The 20,300-nt window shown below is 43.6% G+C and carries 15 protein-coding genes and 1 tRNA gene; 6 read left to right on the top strand and 10 right to left on the bottom strand.

All coding sequences use genetic code 11. The features are described 5' to 3' along the window. Positions 1–3 precede the first annotated feature (3 nt). Positions 4–399, top strand: coding sequence for a universal stress protein (locus MTTB_RS03700; protein WP_248565160.1), 396 nt, complete (start codon positions 4–6; stop codon positions 397–399). A 78-nt stretch (positions 400–477) separates the two neighbouring features. After that, entirely contained in the window at positions 478–3,663 is a 3,186-nt protein-coding gene (locus MTTB_RS03695; RefSeq protein WP_248565159.1) for a PAS domain S-box protein, read from the top strand. Here MTTB_RS03695 and MTTB_RS03690 read toward each other — a convergent pair. Together MTTB_RS03690 and MTTB_RS03685 are read right to left on the bottom strand one after the other, a co-directional pair. Further along, positions 3,641–4,900, bottom strand: coding sequence for a putative PEP-binding protein (locus MTTB_RS03690; RefSeq protein WP_248565158.1), 1,260 nt, complete (start codon positions 4,898–4,900; stop codon positions 3,641–3,643). The genes MTTB_RS03695 and MTTB_RS03690 overlap by 23 nt on opposite strands. Before the next feature lie 38 nt (positions 4,901–4,938). Beyond that, positions 4,939–5,799: a DUF368 domain-containing protein gene (locus MTTB_RS03685; RefSeq protein WP_248565157.1), complete on the bottom strand. Its 861-nt coding sequence runs from the start codon at positions 5,797–5,799 to the stop codon at positions 4,939–4,941. Positions 5,800–6,061: 262 nt separating this feature from the next. Here MTTB_RS03685 and MTTB_RS03680 point away from each other — a divergent pair, with 262 nt between their 5' ends. The 3 genes from MTTB_RS03680 (at position 6,062) to MTTB_RS03670 (ending at position 8,115) form a co-directional block, all read left to right on the top strand. Next, positions 6,062–6,316 carry a FeoA family protein gene (locus MTTB_RS03680; RefSeq protein ID WP_248565156.1) on the top strand — a complete coding sequence of 85 codons (255 nt, stop codon included), beginning with the start codon at positions 6,062–6,064 and terminating at the stop codon, positions 6,314–6,316. Further along, positions 6,288–8,015 carry a ferrous iron transporter B gene (locus tag MTTB_RS03675; protein ID WP_248565155.1) on the top strand — a complete coding sequence of 576 codons (1,728 nt, stop codon included), beginning with the start codon at positions 6,288–6,290 and terminating at the stop codon, positions 8,013–8,015. Before MTTB_RS03680 ends, MTTB_RS03675 begins: the two co-directional genes overlap by 29 nt. A gap of 27 nt (positions 8,016–8,042) precedes the next feature. After that, positions 8,043–8,115: transfer RNA gene (locus MTTB_RS03670), tRNA-Val, on the top strand. A 2-nt stretch (positions 8,116–8,117) separates the two neighbouring features. Here MTTB_RS03670 and MTTB_RS03665 read toward each other — a convergent pair. The 4 genes from MTTB_RS03665 to MTTB_RS03645 form a co-directional block, all read right to left on the bottom strand. Next, positions 8,118–9,260 carry an MFS transporter gene (locus tag MTTB_RS03665; protein WP_248565154.1) on the bottom strand — a complete coding sequence of 381 codons (1,143 nt, stop codon included), beginning with the start codon at positions 9,258–9,260 and terminating at the stop codon, positions 8,118–8,120. Between the two features lie 526 nt (positions 9,261–9,786). Beyond that, positions 9,787–11,169: an MFS transporter gene (locus MTTB_RS03655; RefSeq protein ID WP_248565153.1), complete on the bottom strand. Its 1,383-nt coding sequence runs from the start codon at positions 11,167–11,169 to the stop codon at positions 9,787–9,789. Between the two features lie 317 nt (positions 11,170–11,486). Next, complete coding sequence (locus MTTB_RS03650; RefSeq protein ID WP_248565152.1) at positions 11,487–12,191, bottom strand: DUF1614 domain-containing protein; 705 nt, start codon at positions 12,189–12,191, stop codon at positions 11,487–11,489. Positions 12,192–12,200: 9 nt separating this feature from the next. Beyond that, positions 12,201–12,986 carry a prenyltransferase/squalene oxidase repeat-containing protein gene (locus MTTB_RS03645; protein WP_248565151.1) on the bottom strand — a complete coding sequence of 262 codons (786 nt, stop codon included), beginning with the start codon at positions 12,984–12,986 and terminating at the stop codon, positions 12,201–12,203. A 101-nt stretch (positions 12,987–13,087) separates the two neighbouring features. Here MTTB_RS03645 and MTTB_RS03640 point away from each other — a divergent pair, with 101 nt between their 5' ends. Beyond that, positions 13,088–15,259, top strand: coding sequence for a DHH family phosphoesterase (locus tag MTTB_RS03640; protein WP_248565150.1), 2,172 nt, complete (start codon positions 13,088–13,090; stop codon positions 15,257–15,259). On the opposite strand, the gene MTTB_RS03635 is transcribed toward MTTB_RS03640, so the two are convergent. From MTTB_RS03635 to MTTB_RS03620, 4 genes are read right to left on the bottom strand one after another with little or no spacing between them, the layout of a single operon-like run. Next, positions 15,254–15,874 carry an endonuclease III domain-containing protein gene (locus MTTB_RS03635; protein ID WP_248565149.1) on the bottom strand — a complete coding sequence of 207 codons (621 nt, stop codon included), beginning with the start codon at positions 15,872–15,874 and terminating at the stop codon, positions 15,254–15,256. The genes MTTB_RS03640 and MTTB_RS03635 overlap by 6 nt on opposite strands. Continuing rightward, a complete protein-coding gene (locus MTTB_RS03630) occupies positions 15,871–16,317 on the bottom strand; it encodes a GTP-binding protein (RefSeq protein WP_248565148.1) in 447 nt (148 codons plus the stop codon). Before MTTB_RS03630 ends, MTTB_RS03635 begins: the two co-directional genes overlap by 4 nt. After that, the gene (gene aroA, locus MTTB_RS03625) at positions 16,310–17,593 is read right to left on the bottom strand and encodes a 3-phosphoshikimate 1-carboxyvinyltransferase (protein ID WP_248565147.1); all 1,284 of its coding nucleotides are present in this window, start codon (positions 17,591–17,593) and stop codon (positions 16,310–16,312) included. Before aroA ends, MTTB_RS03630 begins: the two co-directional genes overlap by 8 nt. Before the next feature lie 6 nt (positions 17,594–17,599). Next, entirely contained in the window at positions 17,600–20,218 is a 2,619-nt protein-coding gene (locus MTTB_RS03620; protein ID WP_248565146.1) for a valine--tRNA ligase, read from the bottom strand. Positions 20,219–20,300: the final 82 nt, after the last annotated feature.

The raw sequence follows: 20,300 nt of genomic DNA, 5'->3' as shown, positions 1-20,300 counted from the left end.
GCCATGATGTTTAAACGTATAATGGTGCCAACTGACGGCTCTGAACAAGCCCAGAAAGCCGAAGACATCGCCATAGAACTTGCCAAGGAATTAGATGCTAGGGTCATAGCAGTGCATGTCATGGACGAAAAACTCATCTACCCCTTTGAAGTATTAGAAGAAGAAGGAAAAAACATCCTGGCAAAAGTAAGGGAAAAGGGGAAAAGAATGGGCGTTACAGTCGATGAGATCCTAATATACGGGAACCCAACCCATGACATGAAAAAGATCGCGGACAAGAGCAAAGCCGACCTCATAGTAATAGGTCATGGTAAAAGCGGCTTTGAAAAGTTTCTAATGGGGAGCGTGGCGGAGAGCACCCTGAAAAACGTTAAAATACCAGTCCTAATAGTTAAATAACATAATCATAGAGGATAGGGGGTGCGGTATCTTACACCAGCTAAAAATATTAATAACAATTACATATAAAATAATTGTATGGTAAATATCCTCCTCTTAAGTGAAGATCCCAATCTAACAGAGCCTATAAGATCCTGGGGATATGATCCCATCCTAGTAGATAGTGAAGAGGATATTCTCGAAGCCGGATCAAAAGCCGAACTTATTATAGTTGACATGCCAAAGCCCACCAGCCTGGTAAAAGCCATCAAAAAACTGGAAAAAAGATCTAATCTACCCATTATACTAGTCACAGAAACTTTAGACGAGACGATAAACCACGGCATAAAGGCGACAGCACGCCTCAAAAGACCAATAGATCCGCAACAACTTAAAAATGTCGTGAAAACTTGTCTCTACAAGTATAAAATGGGAAGACTATTCTCAGATAATGAGCAGATATACCAGCAGATAATTAACACAAGCCTAGAGGGCGTTTGCATCTTCGACAAATCCTGGGATATAATATATTGCAACAAGCAACTGGGAAAATTTCTAGAGTATCAGCCAGGTGAACTTATAGGAAAAAATATTCTAGAAATCGCACACCCCGATGATAAGGCGATCGCCAAAAGAATAGTTAACCTGTGTGGCAAGGGGATGCGGGGAAAACAGGAGATGCGCTTCATCAAAAGCAACGGAGAACCATGCTGGTTGTTACTTTCAGGAACCCCAATAATGGAAGATTCCGCCTTCAAGGGCGGATTCTGCATGTTCACGGATATAACAGGAGAGAGGATACTCGGGGAAGAACTTATAAGGACTAACCGGTTCCTCACCCTCCTAAATAAGGTCAACAATACCATCATAAAATCCGAGAACATAGAAAAGATGATCACAAGAATATGCAGTATACTCGCCAAACACAGACCATACGAGTATATCGGCGTATTAGACAAAGATTATAGGCCAATCCATGAGATCGGGGAAAGACCCGCCAAACTCGAGAACATTATAGAATTACGCATAAAGGATAAAATATGGGGTCTGCTCTGCATAGGAGGAGACCTTGAATCTGATGAATTAACCATCCTCGAGGAGATAGCATCCACACTCTCATTTACAATAGAAAAAATGTTATCAGAGGAAAAATTAAGAGAAAGTGAATTTAAATATAGGCAACTCTTCGAAAGTGCAGGTGACGCTCTCTTTATCATGAAAAAACATGCTATAGTAGATTGTAACAAGAAAGCCCTTGAACTTTTCCAGGCAAAACCCGAGGATATAATAGGCAAACGCCCCTGGGAACTATCACCAGAATACCAGGAAGATGGATGGGAATCAGAATATAAAGCCAAAAGGTTAATAGAAGAGACGATCAAAGAGGGTGAAAGACGATTTAGGTGGATCCACAAGAAGAGAACTGGAGAAGAATTTTATGCCCATGTATCCCTCACTTACCATCCCAGCACAGGCCAACTCATAGCCGTGACACGTGATATAACAGACCAGGTAGAGATGGAAAAACTTTTAAAGGCAGAGCACAGGAAATTCAAGGACCTTATAGACTCATTACCCGATGCAGTTTTTGCAGTGGATAAAAAAGGGCGGATTATAGCATGGAACAAGGAGACAGAGAAGATGACAGGAACCCCAGCAGAGGAGATGATAGGTAGAGGCGCTCACGCCTATGGTATACCATTCTATGGGAAACCTAGACCAGTACTCCTTGACCTATTATTCCAGGACCTGCCAGAGATTGAAAAACTTTACGAGAATGTTAGACGTGAAGACCATAACATCTACGGGGAAGTTTACCTTCCAAGCATCTACAATGGACGGGGAGGCCACCTACAACTTAAAGTCTCACCATTATATGATGAGAAAGGCGAGATCATAGGGGCTATCGAGATCATAAGGGATATAAGCCCCCTTAAAATTACCGAGAAAAAACTGAGAGCAGAACTCATGGTCACAAGCACCCTGAATAAGATATACCCGATGATAGCGTCACCTAGGGCCACGAGGGAGAAGGTGGCAGAGAGAATCCTCACAGAACTTTTGAAGATCACAGGAAGCAGTGGAGGTTTCATCACATTCCATGGTGAAAAACTGGCATCCAAGGGAGAATACACACACACCGAATCCACGCCAATCATTATAGGAAATGAAGTAGTTGGTCACATCAACTTGGAAAAGGATGGAGGCCTTAGCGAATTCGATATTGAAACTATTAAGAGGTTCGCTGGATACTGTGGACTTGCAATCCACCGCATAGAATACGAAGAAGAGCTTATAAGGCACCAGGCGAGGTTGGAGATCCTCAACAAGATCTTGAAGGTGTCCAGGACAGATAACCTAAAAGCTTTCCTTAAAATAATACTTGATATCATAATAGATGACCTGAAATTCGAAACCGGGGGCATAATAGTTAATGGAAAAACCATATACAAGAGAGGATCCATCATACCAGAAAGTGGGCTTCCAGAACATGTCACCCTTAAAAGAAGGGGGAAGAAGAGGATCCTCAGGATACCCCTAAGGTTCCAAGAGAATGTGGAGGGTGTGATAGAAGCCCATACTAGCAAGAAAGTGCCTAGAATGGAGTTTATCAGGTTATTCGCCAATGAGATAGATGAGGCTATTTCGAGGATAATAACCCAGAAGAGCCTCAAAGAGTCGCTCCAGGAAAAGGAGGTTCTCCTCAGGGAAGTTCACCATCGTGTGAAAAATAATCTGCAGATCATCACAAGTTTGCTATCATTACAAGCCAAATATTGTGGAAGTGAGGAGGCGAAAAGTATTATAGCAGACAGTCAAGGGAGGATAAAATCCCTTGCACTAGTACATGAGAAACTCTACAAGACGGAAACCATAGCCCATATAAGCTCCAGAGAGTACCTGAAAGGTCTCGTCCGGGATATTATAAACTTCCAAGCCCCTAGGCCGATAAGGATACGCCTAGAAACTGATATAGATGATATACCACTTGAAATGGACAAGTGCATACCCCTTGGAATTATAACAAACGAACTTGTAATGAACTCCCTGAAACATGCATTCCCTGAAGAAGAGGGGATAATAACCGTGGAATTTAAGTGCCGGGGGGATAAATGCAATCTTGAAGTCTCTGATAATGGTAGGGGCTTGCCAGAAGATTTTGATATTGAAAGATTATCATCCCTTGGATTGCAACTAGTCCTGGGCCTGGTTAAACAATTAGATGGCCAAATTGGTATAGAATCGGATGATGGGACGTCATTCAGTATAGAATTTCCCCTCTAGTCCCCCTTAGGGTTTCTAGAAGTATGCTCTTTTCAATTCTTGTGATGAAAACCCTCATCTTTAATAGTTGGTCGGGGTTTGTTGATATCCCATCCACGCCCATTCTTATAAGTTTCTCCACAATATTATACTCTGTTGCCGCATACCCGGCGACACAGGTTTTTATACCAGCCCTTGAACATTCTCTGATAACGTTATCTACGAGTCCGAGGAGGGCTGGATGGGTTAAATCGAAGAGTTTCGCAACCCTCACACCCCTCCTGTCCACTGCTAGGGTGCACATTGCAAGATCACTCATCCCAATGGATACAAAATCAAGACCATAGCCTATAAATTCTCTAATTTGAAGGGCGGCTGATGGCGTCTCTATTGATAATCCAACCTCAAGGTCACGGTGGGGTTTTAGGCCGCACTCTTCTAGTATCCTCCTAGCGGAGAGGTATTCGCTCCCATCCCTTACAAAGGGGAACTTGAGGCCAAGGTTGGAGTAACCATCATCTATGAGCTCTTTTATCGCCCTGAATTCTGCCTTTAGCACTTCAATGTCCCGTAGGTCCTTGTAGATGCCCCTGAATCCTAATAGTGGGTTTGGTTCTTCTGGTTCAACATCCCCCCCTTGGAGGTTCTTCAATTCGTCGGTTGGAATATCAAAGGTTCTAAACCATACGGGCTTTGGATAAAAGGATTCAAGGACGAACTCAAGACCCTTTTTAAGAACATCAGTTAACTTACCCTCTTCTAGGAGCCTGTAAGGGTGTTTGCCGGTTTCTATGACCATATGCTCTATCCTTACTGATCCTATGCCATCGGCATAGTCTGCTATCCTATCCGCGATTGATGGTATGTTCAGGTTCGTCATTAGGGTGGTTGCGGTCTCTTCAAGGGGTAGTTCTTCTATGATTTCTTCCCATTCCATCACGCCCTCATAGATGTTACCAGTTTTACCATCAACTGTAACCACCATATCATCTTCAAGGATTTTTGTGGCATTCTCGGTCCCTACTACACAGGGTATTTTCAGTTCTCGGAGTGTGATGGCAACATGACTTGTGAGGCCACCATAGTCTGTTACAACAGCACCGACTCTTTTTAGTTTTGGTAGCATGTCCCTTGATACCCTTTCCGTTACTATGATCTCCCCGCCTTCGATGTCCATCATGTCATTGTATGATTCTATTTTTTTCACTCGTCCGCTTCTAATATAGGGGCTGGCCCCTATTCCCTTGATAAGTTCCATGTTTTTATTTATGTGGTTTTCTGATAAAAAAGCTATTGTTAATATTCGATGTAGTGGAATCTTTTCTCGATTAGGAATACTATAAAGAATCCGATGATGGCTATTGTGACTGCAATGATCAATGAGGGTGTTGATTGGATGACAGCCATTTTACTATAGGGGAGTCTTAGGGTTCCTATCATTAGGCCTACGAGGAATGCCATTGTCACGGCCTCGTGGTTTTTGAGAAGATAGTCGAGGAATTTGGAGAAGCTTAGGATCCCGATGGCCGCGCCTAGGATGAATGTTATAATATCTGGGATGGAGACTCTGGCAAGGGCTTTGAGCATATACTCATACTGGTTGAGGAGTAATAACATGAAGGCTCCTGAAATCCCTGGGAGTATCATGGCGCATATGGCGATGGCTCCTGAGATGAATATTATGGGTAGGCTATGGTTTGCTTGGATGGGGTTTAAGCCCACGAAGAGGAAGGCGAATATGAATCCTAGGATAGCTGAGATGAGATTTTTTAATGAGAAACCATCTATCCTATTGAATACTAGGTAGGCTGAGGCTAATATGAGCCCTAGGAAGAATGAGTAGGTGTATGCCATATAATAGGTTATCAGGAATGATATTATCCTTGATATTGTTAAAATGGCTGTGGCTATACCGAGGAGGAGTGGTATGAATAATTCGAAGTCTATTTCTTCCTTGGCTGTTTTTATGGAGGATTTGAGATCGGCTCTGAGGAGGGGCTTTAAAAAGTTGAATCTGATTTTGCTTATAGCATGGACTAGTCTTTCATATATTCCTGTTATAAGTGCCATGGTCCCCCCTGAGACGCCGGGGATCGTATCAGCAGCGCCCATGAGGAAACCCCTTAAGAATATTGCTATGAAATTTTTGATCTTCATATTCTCAAACCTCTCCCCATTAGCGGGTTATCACCCACGGGGGATCCAGGGAAATATTGTATGGTGGTTTGTAACATTTACCAATAACTTCCTCATGGTTTATATAATTTTTTATTATCCTATCTTTTCGGCTTTGAGGAATTTTTCACTTGCAATTTCAACTGTTGCCCTTATCACAGTTTTCTTCATTTCTGTTAGGATGTAGGGTTTATGGGGGAACATTTAAATAAGATTTAGGTTCACCTAATATTGAGGTTGTGTGATGATCACCCTAAAAGACCTTAAAACAGGAGAAAGGGCCATAGTACGGGAGATAATAGGGGGAATTGGCCTACGGAGGCGGTTGGAATCCCTTAATATAAGGGTTGGGAAGAAAGTCCGGAAGGTATCATCCTTACCATTCCGTGGACCCATAATCATTGAAGTTGACAGGTCTAAGATTGCCATAGGCCAGGGAATGGCCGGTAAAATCCTAGTGGAGGTAATAGATGAAGATACTCCTTATGGGGAATCCTAACGTTGGCAAAAGTGTTGTTTTTTCAAGGCTCACAGGTGCAAATGTTGTAGCATCCAACTATCCAGGCACAACAGTAGAATATACTCGGGGGATCCTGAAATTAAAAGGAAAAAAAATTGAGGTGATAGATGTTCCGGGTACATATTCCCTAACACCCTTTTGCAAGGCCGAGGAAGTTGCAAGGGACATGTTCCTTAAGGAAAACCCAGACCTAATATTAAATGTGCTGGATTCAACAAACCTAGAGCGTAACCTATACCTCACACTCCAAATACTGGAAAAGAAAATACCCACGATAGTCGTCCTCAACATGTGGGACCTTGCCAAGAGAAAAGGAGTCCATTTAAACGTTAAAAAGCTCGAGAAAAGCCTAGGAGTCCCTGTAATACCAGTGACTGCAGTGAGTGGTGAAGGGATAAAACAACTAGTACACACCATAGAAAAAATCCTAGAAGAAAGGGAAGAACATCTTCCAAGTGTCCAGAAAATGGGCGACGAAGAAAAATGGAAGTTCATAGGCAAACTATTACTAGAAGTACAGAAGATAGAGCACAGACACCCCACACTACTAGAAAAACTCGAGGACGCTTCTGTACACCCCATATTCGGCGTTTTAATAGCCCTGTTGATAGCATACCTCACCCTCCAATCTATAATAGGGGTTGGCGAACTCCTAACAGGTAAAATCCTGGACCCATTCTTCTACAACTACTACGGTCCAACCATAACTAAGATCATAGAATCGGCCTTCCCAACTGGGCCCATCCATGACATACTAATAGGCACAGGCTACAATTACATGGAATCATTCGGACTCCTAACAACAGGAGTATACGTGCCACTTGCGGTCGTATTACCATATGTATCACTCTTCTACCTGGTATTAGGCTTCCTGGAGGATCTTGGATATCTTCCAAGGCTGGCGGTCCTCACAGATAACATAATGCACAAGCTAGGATTGCACGGAGCCTCCATAATCTCACTCATACTAGGACTTGGATGTAACGTCCCAGGGATCCTAGCCACAAGAATACTAGAAGATGAAAGGGAGAGATTCATAGCCCTAACCCTATTATCTATATCAGTACCATGCATGGCCCAGACAGCAGTCATAATAGGACTACTAGGACCCTACGGTATAAAATATATTGCAATGGTATATGGGACCCTCATAGTAATCTATATAACAGCAGGGTACATCCTAAACAAGATCATGAAAGGAGAAAGTCCAGAGATATTCCTAGAAATACCACCCTATAAGATACCCCACCCTGGGACGCTCCTCAAAAAAACATGGATGCGCATAAGAGGGTTCCTACTGGAGGCGATACCCTTCGTATTCCTTGGGATACTACTAGTAAACCTATTATATGTCACGGGTATGATGAAAATCCTAACAGGCCTCTTGGCGCCAATATTCTCTGGAGTTCTAGGCCTGCCACGGGAGGCCGCGGCAACACTAATAATAGGATTCCTGAGAAAGGACATCGCCACTGGCCTGCTAGCACCACTCCACCTCGGCCCGGAGCAGCTAGTAGTTGCCACAACAGTTTTAGCAATCTATTTCCCATGTATTGCAACATTTGTAGTCCTATCAAAGGAGATAGGGGTTAAGGGCATGATAAAGATAGGCATACTAATGGTAGTCCTAGCATTCCTTGTAGGAGGAATACAACACCTAATCTTCCAAACAATATAAAAATATGAAAAACATAATATAAGCTTGGGGCCGGTGGTCTAGGGGTTAGGATACCTCGCTCACAACGAGGTGGTCGCGAGTTCGAATCTCGCCCGGCCCACTCTACACGCTCTTTTCTACCTTAACAAGTAAGGGAATAGCCAGAAGTTGCATTATAACAGAGAACATGACCAACGCAGCCAATGATACTTCATAGAGCATGCCCATTAGGAGGCTGCCGATGAACCATGAAAAACCAAAAAACATGTTAAAGATGCCATAGGCGGATCCTCTCCTATCAGATGGGATTATCCTAGCTATAGCTGCTCTCATGATAGATTCCTGGGCGCCCATACCAACACCCCATAATACAACACCAAAAACAGCCGCTAACACCCCACCAAGGAACACCAGGGGGGCGAACAGCGAGGATAGAATAACAGATACCATCATAACCCGGAAACCATAATGGTCAAAAAATCTCCCAAATAATAATGCCGAAAGAGCATCTACAAGCATTGCAAGGGCATAGAATACTGGTATCAGGGAATCCCCGAATAGTGTCACGTTCTTGAAATGGTATCCAATAAGGGGAAAATCGGCATAACCCGCACCTATAAGGCATGCAACGCCTATATACAACCAGAAAACCAACCCAGGGGACTCCACGAGCCTGTGAGTTTCAATCTCCAACCTTTGAGGGTGGGGGAATAAGAAGTATGCTACAGTTAACGTTAAAATCGCAAAGATCGCAGGCAATCCAAGGAAGAGGAAACCGGTCCTATAGCCTCCCCTAAGATACAATACCAAAAAGACCATTAGGGGCCCCAGTATAGCCCCTACCTGGTCGAGGGCTTCGTGGATGCCAAAACCCCACCCATGACCTACTTGGCTTGTGGCATGTGACAACATAACATCCCTTGCAGGGGTCCTGAAACCCTTCCCTATCCTTTCAAGGATTATTAAAAGGATGGCCACCTGCCAGTTAAAGGCTAATGCGAGTAGTGGGACGGCCACCAAGTTTATAATATAACCTGTGAATGTCATGAACCAATAACGGCGCGTTCTATCAGCGATATATCCTGAGAAAAGTCTTATAATATAACCTGAAAGTTCTCCCAGGCCACTGGCAAAACCTACCATCGTGGCGCTTGCACCTAACATGAAAAGGAATGGTCCTGTTATCCCCCTTGCACCCTCATATGTCATATCAGCAAAAAGACTAACAACCCCTAGGAGTATTATAAATTTCGCAGCCCGTCTCATGCCCTTATTCTCCAAGTTCTCTTTTTGGCTAATCCCGGATGGAAGAAGCTATCAGTGAACCACCCCCTTACTGGGGTTTTCTGCTTCATTGACCCCCCAGAGGGGGGAATATCCTGGGGCCCGGGACTTTCATCTTATAGCTGTTCTCAAACGTTGCAGTGAATATTGTCTTAGCGTTTCTAATATACTTTTCGGGTTTTCATCCCATTGATGGGGGGGTTAAAGCATTGTGTCTTCTAGGGGTGTAGATGAATTTATTTAAGGTGTTATAGTTGCTGATCTAGCACTTCTATTTGGTATTCGGGAGTTCTTATTGCAAGTTTCCGACCCATTCTGGTTCCAATTGCATACTTGGCTTTTGACTGGCAGAGTCAATCGCAGCCTCAACCGCCAAATTAGCCATGGTTCCAATTGTATACTTGGCTTTTGACTGGCATTCTTCAGGGGCCACCACAACTACCAACCTTAAATGGGCCATTAGCCCAGAAGAATATGGCATCATAACAGTGTAGGGTGTGGATGGGTCTCATCTTCTTATCAAGGATGTTATAGATGCTATGCCGGTTAAAAATGCACCACCAATATAGGCATGTTTAAGCCCTGAAAAAAATACATGAATGTCAGAAGCCCCTAGGGTCGTCTTCTGGAGTATAACGGATGGTATGGTATTATATAATATAAGCCCGGCGGTTGCAATACCTAAAACCATGCCAACATTCCTCATTGTTGCTAGTATGCCTGAAGCTGTTCCTAGAAAGGGTTTGGGGACGCTACCCATCACAGCACTATTGTTAGGTGACTGGAAAATACCGGTACCGATACCAAAGAGGGCCAGTCTCCATGCCACGTCAAAGTGGGTGGCGGAGATTGGTAATTGTGCCATAAGAGAAAGTGATAGTGCGCATATGGCAGCACCAACACATGCGAGGATCCTTGTACCTATCTTATCGGAGAGCCATCCGCTAATTGGCGCAACTATAAGAGTAGCCAGTGGGAAAGCGGTCATGAGTAAACCCACCTTATCTGGGGGACATTCCATAACCCTCTGTAGATAAAATGGGGTGACAAAGACCATTACATACTGGGACATGAAATTCAATAAGGCACTAAGGTTTGCGAAGGAAAATGTCATGTTCTTGAAGAGGTTTAGGTTAAGGAGGGGCTCCTCATTTCCAACTTCTAACATGAAGAATATAATCCCCAGGATTGTCGAGACAAGGAGTATAATCATGTTTTGGTAATCTAAACCGTGAAGCTGGGCGCGGTTGACAAAGAGAAGGAAGAGAAAAAGGGAAATGAAAACTGTTATTGCACCGGGTATATCCACCCTAGCCTTCTGTCCCTTAAATTCCGGGATGATGCGCCAGGCTAATAAAAGGCCAAGGACTCCGATGGGTATGTTAATGAAGAATGTGAAACGCCAATTTAGCAATGCGGTGATAAAACCGCCGATGGACGGGCCAAGAGCAAGACCAGCGGATATACTTATAGCATTAATACCCAAGGCTTTTCCACGTTCCATTGGAGGAAAGGAGGCTGTTATAATGGCAAAGGGCACGGCCATCATCATAGCCGCGAATATCCCTTGCAAGGCGCGGAATGCAATAAGAAAATAGATGTTTGGGGAGATTCCACATAGAAGGGAGGATATGATAAAACCGGCAAGTCCCATAACGTATACCTTTTTATATCCGAATATGTCACCTAAACGGCCATAAAATAACAAAAGGCTGCTTATTGTAAGGAGGTAGATCATAGGCACCCATTGAACGAGTGCAACCTCCACCTTGAAATATTGGGCTATGGTCGGTAGTATGGTGTTAACAATACTAGCATCGATGGGCCCCATTATGCTTGCTAACATAATAGTGGCGAGGATAAAATAACGTCTGCTTGAAATTTCAACCATGAATGTAAGATTGTCAATCCCATATTAAAAAGATTTTTGATCTGATCTTAAAGAAGGAGTCTCTTGGTCATATACATTACTCTCTTTTTAACTATTGTCACTAGGAAGTCCCCGTCCGTGAAGGCGGGGTAGTTCATCATGCCTGGTTTTGGGTTTTTCAAGGGGGGTGGGCACTTCACTTGTATTTTCAAATTGTAGTTGCCCAAGGTTAGGGTGGGAACTTTTATGTGCATATCCTAGGGGTTTGGATCACAAGGGTGTGGAGGTTGCATGGCATATTATTTGATCCTGGCTCATCAACTTTATTTGCTAGATTGTTATATTAGTAGGACTGCGATTATTCCTGTGAGGAATATCCCATCAAATGTCCCGGCCCCTCCTATGCTTGCTATTGGAGCGCCTAGATCTTTTATCTTGTGGAGGTTTAGGATGTCGGCTCCTATCAGGGTCCCTATGGTCCCTGAGATGTATGCGACTACAACTGGGTTTTCTCCGCCGATGATTAGTGCTGTTATCGCCGCTACAATTGGTGGGATGAAGGCGGGAATCGCTATCCCAAGTCCCTTTATGGGTCTTGCGAATATTTTGCATATTGTGGCTACTATTATCATTGCGATTATAGAGTTGAGGATGAGTTGTGGATTATTTGATAAGCGTAGGATTTCGTATGTTACTATTGTGAGGGGTATTATTGCGCCTCCCAGGTTTACTGCGAGTACTGTCTTTTTCTGTCCATGGTATGGTATCCTGTAATTTATCCCGAAGAAGTTTATTTCTCTTATCTGGTAGACTTCCCTCGTCCATTCTTTTATGGGGATGTTTATGCTGCTTCCGATCAGTGACACCCAGAATAGGGTGTATGCTAATGTTGGTGGTATTCCAAGGCGTGTGAAGGCTAGCATCACGCCCCCGGCGAAAACTATGAAAAGGAATGGTAAGAGCAATAATAGGAGTATGAATAAGAACAGTGATGGGATTTTGTGATGGAACCCATGGTATTTGTTCATTTTTTTATTCTCCAATGTCCCCCTCTAGTATATTATGTGAGGGTTCCTAGATTCTAGGGATTTTATAATATAGAGGCTCTTGTAGGTGTATTCTAATTCGGAAATGCCGAGGTAGGTGGATCTTCTGAATCCGCCATCATTATTTTGTAGTGATAATATAAAGTTTAGGATATTTTTATCTTTAACCTTAAGGTTTAATATTTCGCTTATCCTAAACCCTGCATATATTGTTTCTATATAGGGTGGATATGATATTGGTGTGAAGGACCATAGTCCCTCATTTTCACAATCTTTAAGATAATCTTTTATACTCTTTTTATCGATTTTGTATTTGTGGGCTTTTAGGATTTCGAGGGCGTATTGCGTGTTTATTATATCTGATCCGTATTTTCCGAAGCCTCCATCAGGGTTTTGTTGTGATATGATCCAATCTGGGATCTCATCTAATATTATATTGTGCATTCTAAGCACTGAATCTATATAGTAGGTTATCTCAAGGTCGGATCTTTTATAGGTTTCCTGTAATCTCCTAATAAACTTCTTGGGTATCCTATGATCTCTGTTGTATTCTTTGAGTATACTGCACCTGTAGAATAGTCCCTGGGCTGAGAATGACCCCCTACTATGGACTTCTTCAAGCCATTTGAGGGTTTTTGCGAGATTCGCCGGTTCCCTGCCAAGTAACTGGAAACTCTTAATAGCATAATATGTGTTCTTTGAGTCAGGGAGTCCCTCATATAATGTGTATCCTCCATCTTCGTGGCTCCTCTTCCTTATAAAATTCAAGACTTTATCCTCTAAGTTGGACACTGTGATTCCTCCAGGATCTCCGAGCCATAAAATGCAACTTATATATAAAATAGGATGGATATTCATTCTTATAAGAGATTCTATTATTGGATGATGATTATATGATCAGGAAATGCAGTGAATGTAAAGGTAAGGGCTACAAGGTTAAAAGTTATAAAATCTGTGAGGTCTGTCATGGAACAGGCTTTCAAGCAGCCGAGGATATAAGTGAACATTTTAAAGGACTCCCCGAGACGGCGAAACAAAAATTCCAACTGGAGGATGCCCAGGAGGTGCCCTGTCCAACCTGTAAGGGTAAAGGGGAAATCGAGGTTAGGGAAACATGCAGGGCATGTGATGGTAAAGGAGAAATAAACATATGCCCCAAATGTGGTAAAATAATAAAGGGGACGGGCAAATATTGTCCAGAATGCCAGAAAAAGGATAAAGTCTACATATTACACCCTGCCTGCACCATAGAAGACCTGCAAAGGGATAAAATCTACAAGGGCAAAATAACGAGGATAGAAGATTATGGGGTCTTCGTGAGTTTAAACAATAAAGTATGGGGGCTTATGCGCGGCCTCTTCCCAGACTATAAGATAGGGGATGAGGTATTCGTGAAGGTGGCCCAAATAAACCACTATAAGGGTGAGGTGGATCTCCTACCATGCTCTGTAGGCGACTCCTACGAGATTGTGAAACTAAAAAAGGACATCCCAAGGACTAGGATAGCGAATATAGACAATAAGAGCCTGGGGAAGACCATACGTATCGTCGGGGAAGTCATACAGATCCAGCAGACAACAGGCCCCACGATCTTCACGGTTTCTGATGAGACAGGCACAACATCGGTAGCAGCATTCGACGAGCCAGGCATAAGAGCCCACCCCCATATACAAGTAGGACACATCGTAGAGGTTATAGGGGAAGTTAACCAACACGGTGGGAGGATACAGATTGAATCAGAGGTTATGGAGCGTCTTATAGGTAAAGAAGCTTCAGAGGCTCGGAGGTTGATCGATGAGGCCATAGATCGTAGGGCGGAACCAGAGAAGACGGACCTCTTCATTGAAAGCGAAATCTTGGAGAAGTTAAGGCCTAGGATGATAGAGGCTGCTAAGGCTATAAGGAGGGCTATATTCGATGGTAGGTCAATCCTTGTAAGGCATCATGCCGATGCTGATGGTATATGTGCTGGAGTGGCGATAGAAAAGGCTGTCATACCATTACTTAGGGAGTTGAACCCGAACATAGAAGCAGAATGGCACTACTTCAAGAGAAAACCGAGCAAGGCCCCATTCTATGAATTGGAGGATGTTGTGAAAGATCTGACATATGCTCTTGAGGACATGGAGAGGTTTGGGCAAAAACTGCCCCTGATAGTATTATTGGATAATGGTTCTACTGAGGAGGATATATTAGCTCTATTGAAAGCTAAAATATATGATATTGAGATCGTGGTAATAGACCATCATTATCCTGGGGAAGTAGTTGAGGGTAGAGTAAAGGTAGATGATTATGTTGATGTTCATGTGAACCCATACCTTGTTGGTGGGGACTCGCAGCTTACAGCAGGCGCCCTCTCAGTGGAGGTGGCCAAGATGATAAACCCCGAAATAGAAGAGCGCATACTACACCTCCCAGGGATTGCAGTGGTAGGAGATCATGCAAATTCTCAAGAAGCGGAAAAATACATAGAACTCGCAGAAAAGAAGGGGTACGCAAGAGAAGACTTGGAGAAGATCGCGGCTTGCATAGATTTTGAAGCATTTTATCTCAGGTTCATGAATGGTAGGGGGATAATAGACACAATACTAGGCCTTGGGAGCCTCGAGAAACACAAAAGGCTCGTTGAAACACTCTACATGGAATATGAGAAGAGGGTGAAATCACAGTTAAGAGCGGCTCTGCCACATGTAAAATCTAAAAAGTTGCCAAATGGCATACTACTCAATGTACTGGATGTTGAAAAATATTCCCATCGTTTCACATTCCCAGCTCCGGGTAAAACCTGTGGCCTCATACATGATCATATAGTGCAGGAGCATGGGGAGGACAAGCCCATAATAACCTTAGCCTATGGACCAGACTTTAGCGTTATAAGGGCCACGGATGCGGTCCATGAAAATTTCGGATTCAACTTAAACGAGATAGTATGGGAGCTTGCCGATGAAATACCAGAGGCTGCAATTGATGGTGGCGGACATGAATGTGCAGGTTCCCTTAAATATGTGGAGGGCCTTTCAAAGAAGGTTCTTGAAAGATTCGCCGAGAAGATAGCGAAACTATGAGGAAGATAGCCTATAGTATCTGCAATATTCCCTTATCGGACATTCATCATGTTTTGGGTTTATAGGCTTGCAAATGTCCTGGCCAAATTGTACGAAAAGATCATTAAGTTCAATCCAATATTCCCTTGGGATTATCTCCTTCAGCCTTTTCTCGGTCTCTTCGGGTGTTTTTGTATCAACGAGGCCCAGTCTATTGCTTATACGGTGGACGTGGGTGTCAACTGGTATGGCAGCCTCCCCATAAGCGTATACAAGGACGCAATTGGCGGTCTTCCTACCAACACTAGGCAACTCTAGTAGATCCTCCAATCTGCTGGGCACTCTACCATTATATTCTTTCAATATGATCCTTGAGACCTCTTTTATCCTCCTAGCCTTCACCCTATAAAATCCAGCCGGTCTTATAAGCTTTTCTATCCTTTCGGTTGGCGCCTCTGAAACATCCTTGATTGTCGGATATTCTTGGAATAATCTGCTAGTGGCCTCATCGGTATTCTCGTCCCTTGTCCGCTGGGACAATATTGTCCTTATAAGAACCCTATAGGGGTCCCTCTCCTCGAATACGCGCGGATTATAAAATCCTTTGAGGGTTTTGATTATCTTAACTATTTTCATAAAATTTTACCTAGGAGTATTTTAAGGCCTTTGAGGAGTCCCACATTCTTGGTCGCTATTGTGGGGATGACATCAACTTCCCTGCCGATTTCAAGGGTGGAATCATCCAAATCCTGCTTATTCGCGAATACAACATATGGTATCCCCGACTCTTCCAATGAGTCCATTATACGCTCCTCGACGCCTGTAACACCCCTACTATTATCAACCACTATTATAGCCCCATCCAAGCCACTGGCTATTATCTCTAACATGAACCTGAACCTTTCATGGCCTGGTGTGGCGAAAAGGTGTATTTTTTCACCATCTATTATCATGTTACCATAATCAAGGGCCACCGTAATACCATTATATTCAACCTTCACGGTCTTTTCGCATAACTGTTCGAGTGTTGTTGTCTTCCCAGAATCATAGTCCCCAAATATTACAATCTTTTTACCCATTTTCACCTACCTCTAACTTACAACCCAGTCCTAGTAGGGTTTTGATAAACCCTGGAAATGAGACCTTGTATGCTTCGGCGTCCTTTATCTTTAACCCTGTCTTGAGGCCTATGAGTGTGAATGCCATTACAAGACGATGGTCGCCATGGGAATATACTGTATCACCTTTTATTTTATCACCTTTTATGATCATACCATCCTCTTTTTCTTCTACTGGGACTCCTAAGCGTGAAAGTTCCATTGTACAAGTTTTTATCCTGTCAGTCTCCTTGAAACGGGCATGTTTCACTCCACTTATCCTGGTTGTGCCATCTGCGAGGGCTCCGAGGACGGCCACTGTGGGTAGTAGATCGGGGCTATCATGTAAGTCGGCTTCTATCCCATGTAGTCTACCATCACTTTCTATTGTAACCATATCCTCTCCCCTGTGGATGGTGGCCCCCATACCCTCTAATAGGTCCAATATTATCCTATCACCTTGTCTGGAATCCCCTGGGAGGTTTTTGACTGTTAGTTTCCCGCCCACGACGGCAACAGCCCCCAGGAGGTATGATGCGGATGAATAATCACCCTCTACTTGATAATCACGGCCGGTGTATTCTCCTGGTTCAACATGGAATGTCCTCTCTTCCGGGTTAAATTCTACCCTGGCATTGAATTTTCTCATAACATCTACTGTCATATCCACGTATGGTTTTGAGATGAAATCCCCTTGGATTTTAAGTTGGACACCATCCTTTGATAATGGTCCTGCTATGAGAATGGAGGATATGAACTGTGAGCTCACACCACCGGCTATGCTGGTCTTACCACCTACAAGTCCCCCCTTTACTATGATGGGTGGTTTGCCGTTCATCCTGGATGATATTGCTTTAACACCTAGTGGTTTGAGGGCGTCCAGGAGGTCTTGCATTGGACGTGAACGAAGGGATTTGTCACCAGTGAGGATGGTGTAATGTTCTGCCAACCCAGCTACTGAGGTTAATATGCGCAGGCTCGTACCCGAATTTTTAAGGTCTAGGACGTTATCTGGCGTGCTTGGCCGTCCATTCACGCCCTCTATTGTCCATTTCCCCTTTTCCTTTTTTATCTGGGCCCCGAATTTCTGGCAGGCATGAACCGAGGCTAGGGTGTCTTCGGCTTCTAGTGGATTGTATAGGGTGGATGTGCCCTTTGCAAGTGATGCTATTATGGTGCTACGGTGGGTGTAACTTTTGGATGGTGGTGCATCCACCGTACCATAGATCATGGGGGATTTCCGGATTTTAAGCTCCATATAGGGTCACTTTATAATCTCTAGTATTATATCATCTAGGTGTAGCACTTCTACTTTTTCTCCTGTGGCTCCACGGACCTCTTTTTTAATCTTAAGATATTCTCTTGTTAGTTTGTGGCCTTCGACTTCTATCATCCCCTCTGTTTCCAGCTTCTCGTATATCTCCTCGGGGTCTGCGGATTCTATAGATGATAGTATCAGTGGGGCGTCGGCCCTGAACTTGGGCCCTATCTTCTCCATGACTGGTTTGACTTCTATGATACGTTCTTTTATCTTTGGTTTGCCGGTTATGAGTTCTAATTTTTGTATGTTCATTGTGCCTTTGATGTCCTCTAGGTAGTCTTTTATTATCCTGTGAAGGTTTTCTCTTGTGTAAATGTTCACTTTTTCTAGTGGGGCGTTTAATGGTATCCTATTGGATGATTTGAATCTTCTAAGGGCTCCTATGATCTCTATTACAAGGTCTCCGTTGGCTTCGGCTTCCTCATTAATGTATTCTCTTTGGACGCTTGGCCAGCTTTTTTTATGTATGGAGTCTTGGGCTATGTGTTGGTGGACTTCTTCTGTGAAGTGTGGTGCCATGGGAGCTAATAATCTTAAGGATGTTTCCAGGACCTTTTTAAGGGTCCATTGGGCTGCTTTTTTTGACTTGGGATCATCATCGGAGTATAAGCGGTATTTGACCGCCTCTATATATTCGTCGCAGAATTGGTGCCAGATGAACATTTGTATACTATTTATTGCCTTTGCGAAGTTGTAATCTTCAAGGGCTTCTGTAACCTCTTTTATTAGCCTGTTGAGTTTGGATAGTATCCATAAGTCTAGGGGTTTGGGTTTTTCTTTCACGTCCTCGAGGTGGAAGCTTATGAACCTGAATGCGTTCCAGAATTTCCTGAGGAACTTATAAGCGTATTTCACGTCCTTCCAGGCGAATGGGACGTCTGATCCTGGGACGCTGTTGGATGCCCATAGTCTGAGTGCATCAGCACCATAATCTTTTAGGACCTCTTCGGGTGTTATCACGTTGCCCCTTGATTTGCTCATTTTATGCCCATCCTCGCCAAAGACCATGCCATTTATTATTATCTCCTCGAATGGTTTTTGGCCTGTGAGGGCTTTACACCTTAGTATGGTGTAGAATGCCCATGTGCGTATTATGTCATGTCCTTGTGGTCTTAGGTTGGATGGGAATAATTTTTTGTATTCTGGGTCGGGCCAGCCTGCAAGGGCTAGGGGGGATATTGAACTGTCCATCCATGTGTCTAGGACGTCTTCTTCGCCGGTGAATTCTCTGCTGCCGCATTCGCATTGGAAGTCTGGGCTGGTCTGGGTGGGGTCTACTGGTAGCATTTCCTCTGTTGGCAAGTGAACCTTGCCACAGTTTTCGCAGTACCATACTGGTATGGGTGTTGCGAAGACCCTCTGTCTTGATATGCACCAGTCCCAGTCCATGGATCCTGTCCAGTTTAATAGTCTCATTTTCATATGCTCGGGGATCCATTTCATTTCTTCCGCGGCTTCTATTACATCGTCTATGAGTTTTTTCACGGCCACGAACCATTGTTTTTTTATGAGGATTTCGATGGGTGTTTTACACCTCCAGCAGACGCCGAGGTTCTGTTTTATCCTTTCTTTTTTTATTAGGTGCCCTTCAGCTTCTAGGTCTTCTATTATCTTCTCTTTGCACTCTTTTATGGTGAGGCCCTTGTATTTGCCTGCTGCTTCTGTCATTTGTCCTTTTTCGTCTATGGCCTCTATTATGTCCAGTTTGTGGCGGTTGACCCATGTCACGTCTGTTTTGTCACCGAAGGTACATATCATGACTGCTCCTGTCCCGAATTCTGGGTCCACGTCCTTGTCCTCTATAATCTTGACTTTGTGGTTGAATATGGGGACGCGGACAGTTTTGCCCTTCAGTCCCCTGTATCTTTCGTCTTCAGGGTGTACTGCGACCGCTACGCAGGCTGCTAAGAGTTCAGGTCTTGTTGTGGCGATTTCAAGGTGGCCTGAATCCTCTAGTGGGAATTTTAAATAATTAAGGTTTGTTTCGTTTTCTATGTATTCTACTTCTGCGAATGCTATGGCTGTTTCGCAGCGGGGACACCAGTTGACTGGGTGCACACCCCTGTAGATCAGACCATCCTTATACATTCTGAGGAATGAGAGTTGCGTTTTTTTCATATACTCTGGTGTCATTGTAACGAATTCTGTGCTCCAGTCCTGGCTGAAGCCTAATCTTTTCATCTGCTCTTTCATCTTTTTTATGTTTTCTGTTGTGAGTTCTATGCAGAGTTCCCTGAACTCTTCCCTTGTTATGTCGCTCTTCTTTATATTGTAGGTTTCCTCCACCTTCACTTCTGTTGGGAGCCCGTGACAATCCCAACCTTGTGGGAATAAAACATCATATCCCCTCATCCTCTTGAAACGGGCGATTATGTCCATGTAAACCCAATTTAGGACGTGTCCCATGTGTATTGAACCGGTTGGGTAGGGTGGTGGTGTGTCAATTATATACTGTGGCCTTGTCTCATCACCCTCGAACTTGTATAATCCTTGTTCTTCCCACTTACTCTGCCATTCGGTTTCCTTCCTATGATCATAATCCTTTGGGATTTCACTGTCCATGCAATATCCCCCTTTGAAGCCCGGGTATTATTGAAAAGTTTTATTAGACAATTGGTATCCAAATAATATATCACTTACTAAT

It is taken from the genome of Methanothermobacter tenebrarum (assembly GCF_023167465.1).
In the GTDB taxonomy this organism is placed as follows: Archaea; Methanobacteriota; Methanobacteria; order Methanobacteriales; family DSM-23052; genus Methanothermobacter_A; species Methanothermobacter_A tenebrarum.
Note: the sequence above shows the minus strand (reverse complement) of the source record. Positions and strands in the feature narration are given on the sequence as shown.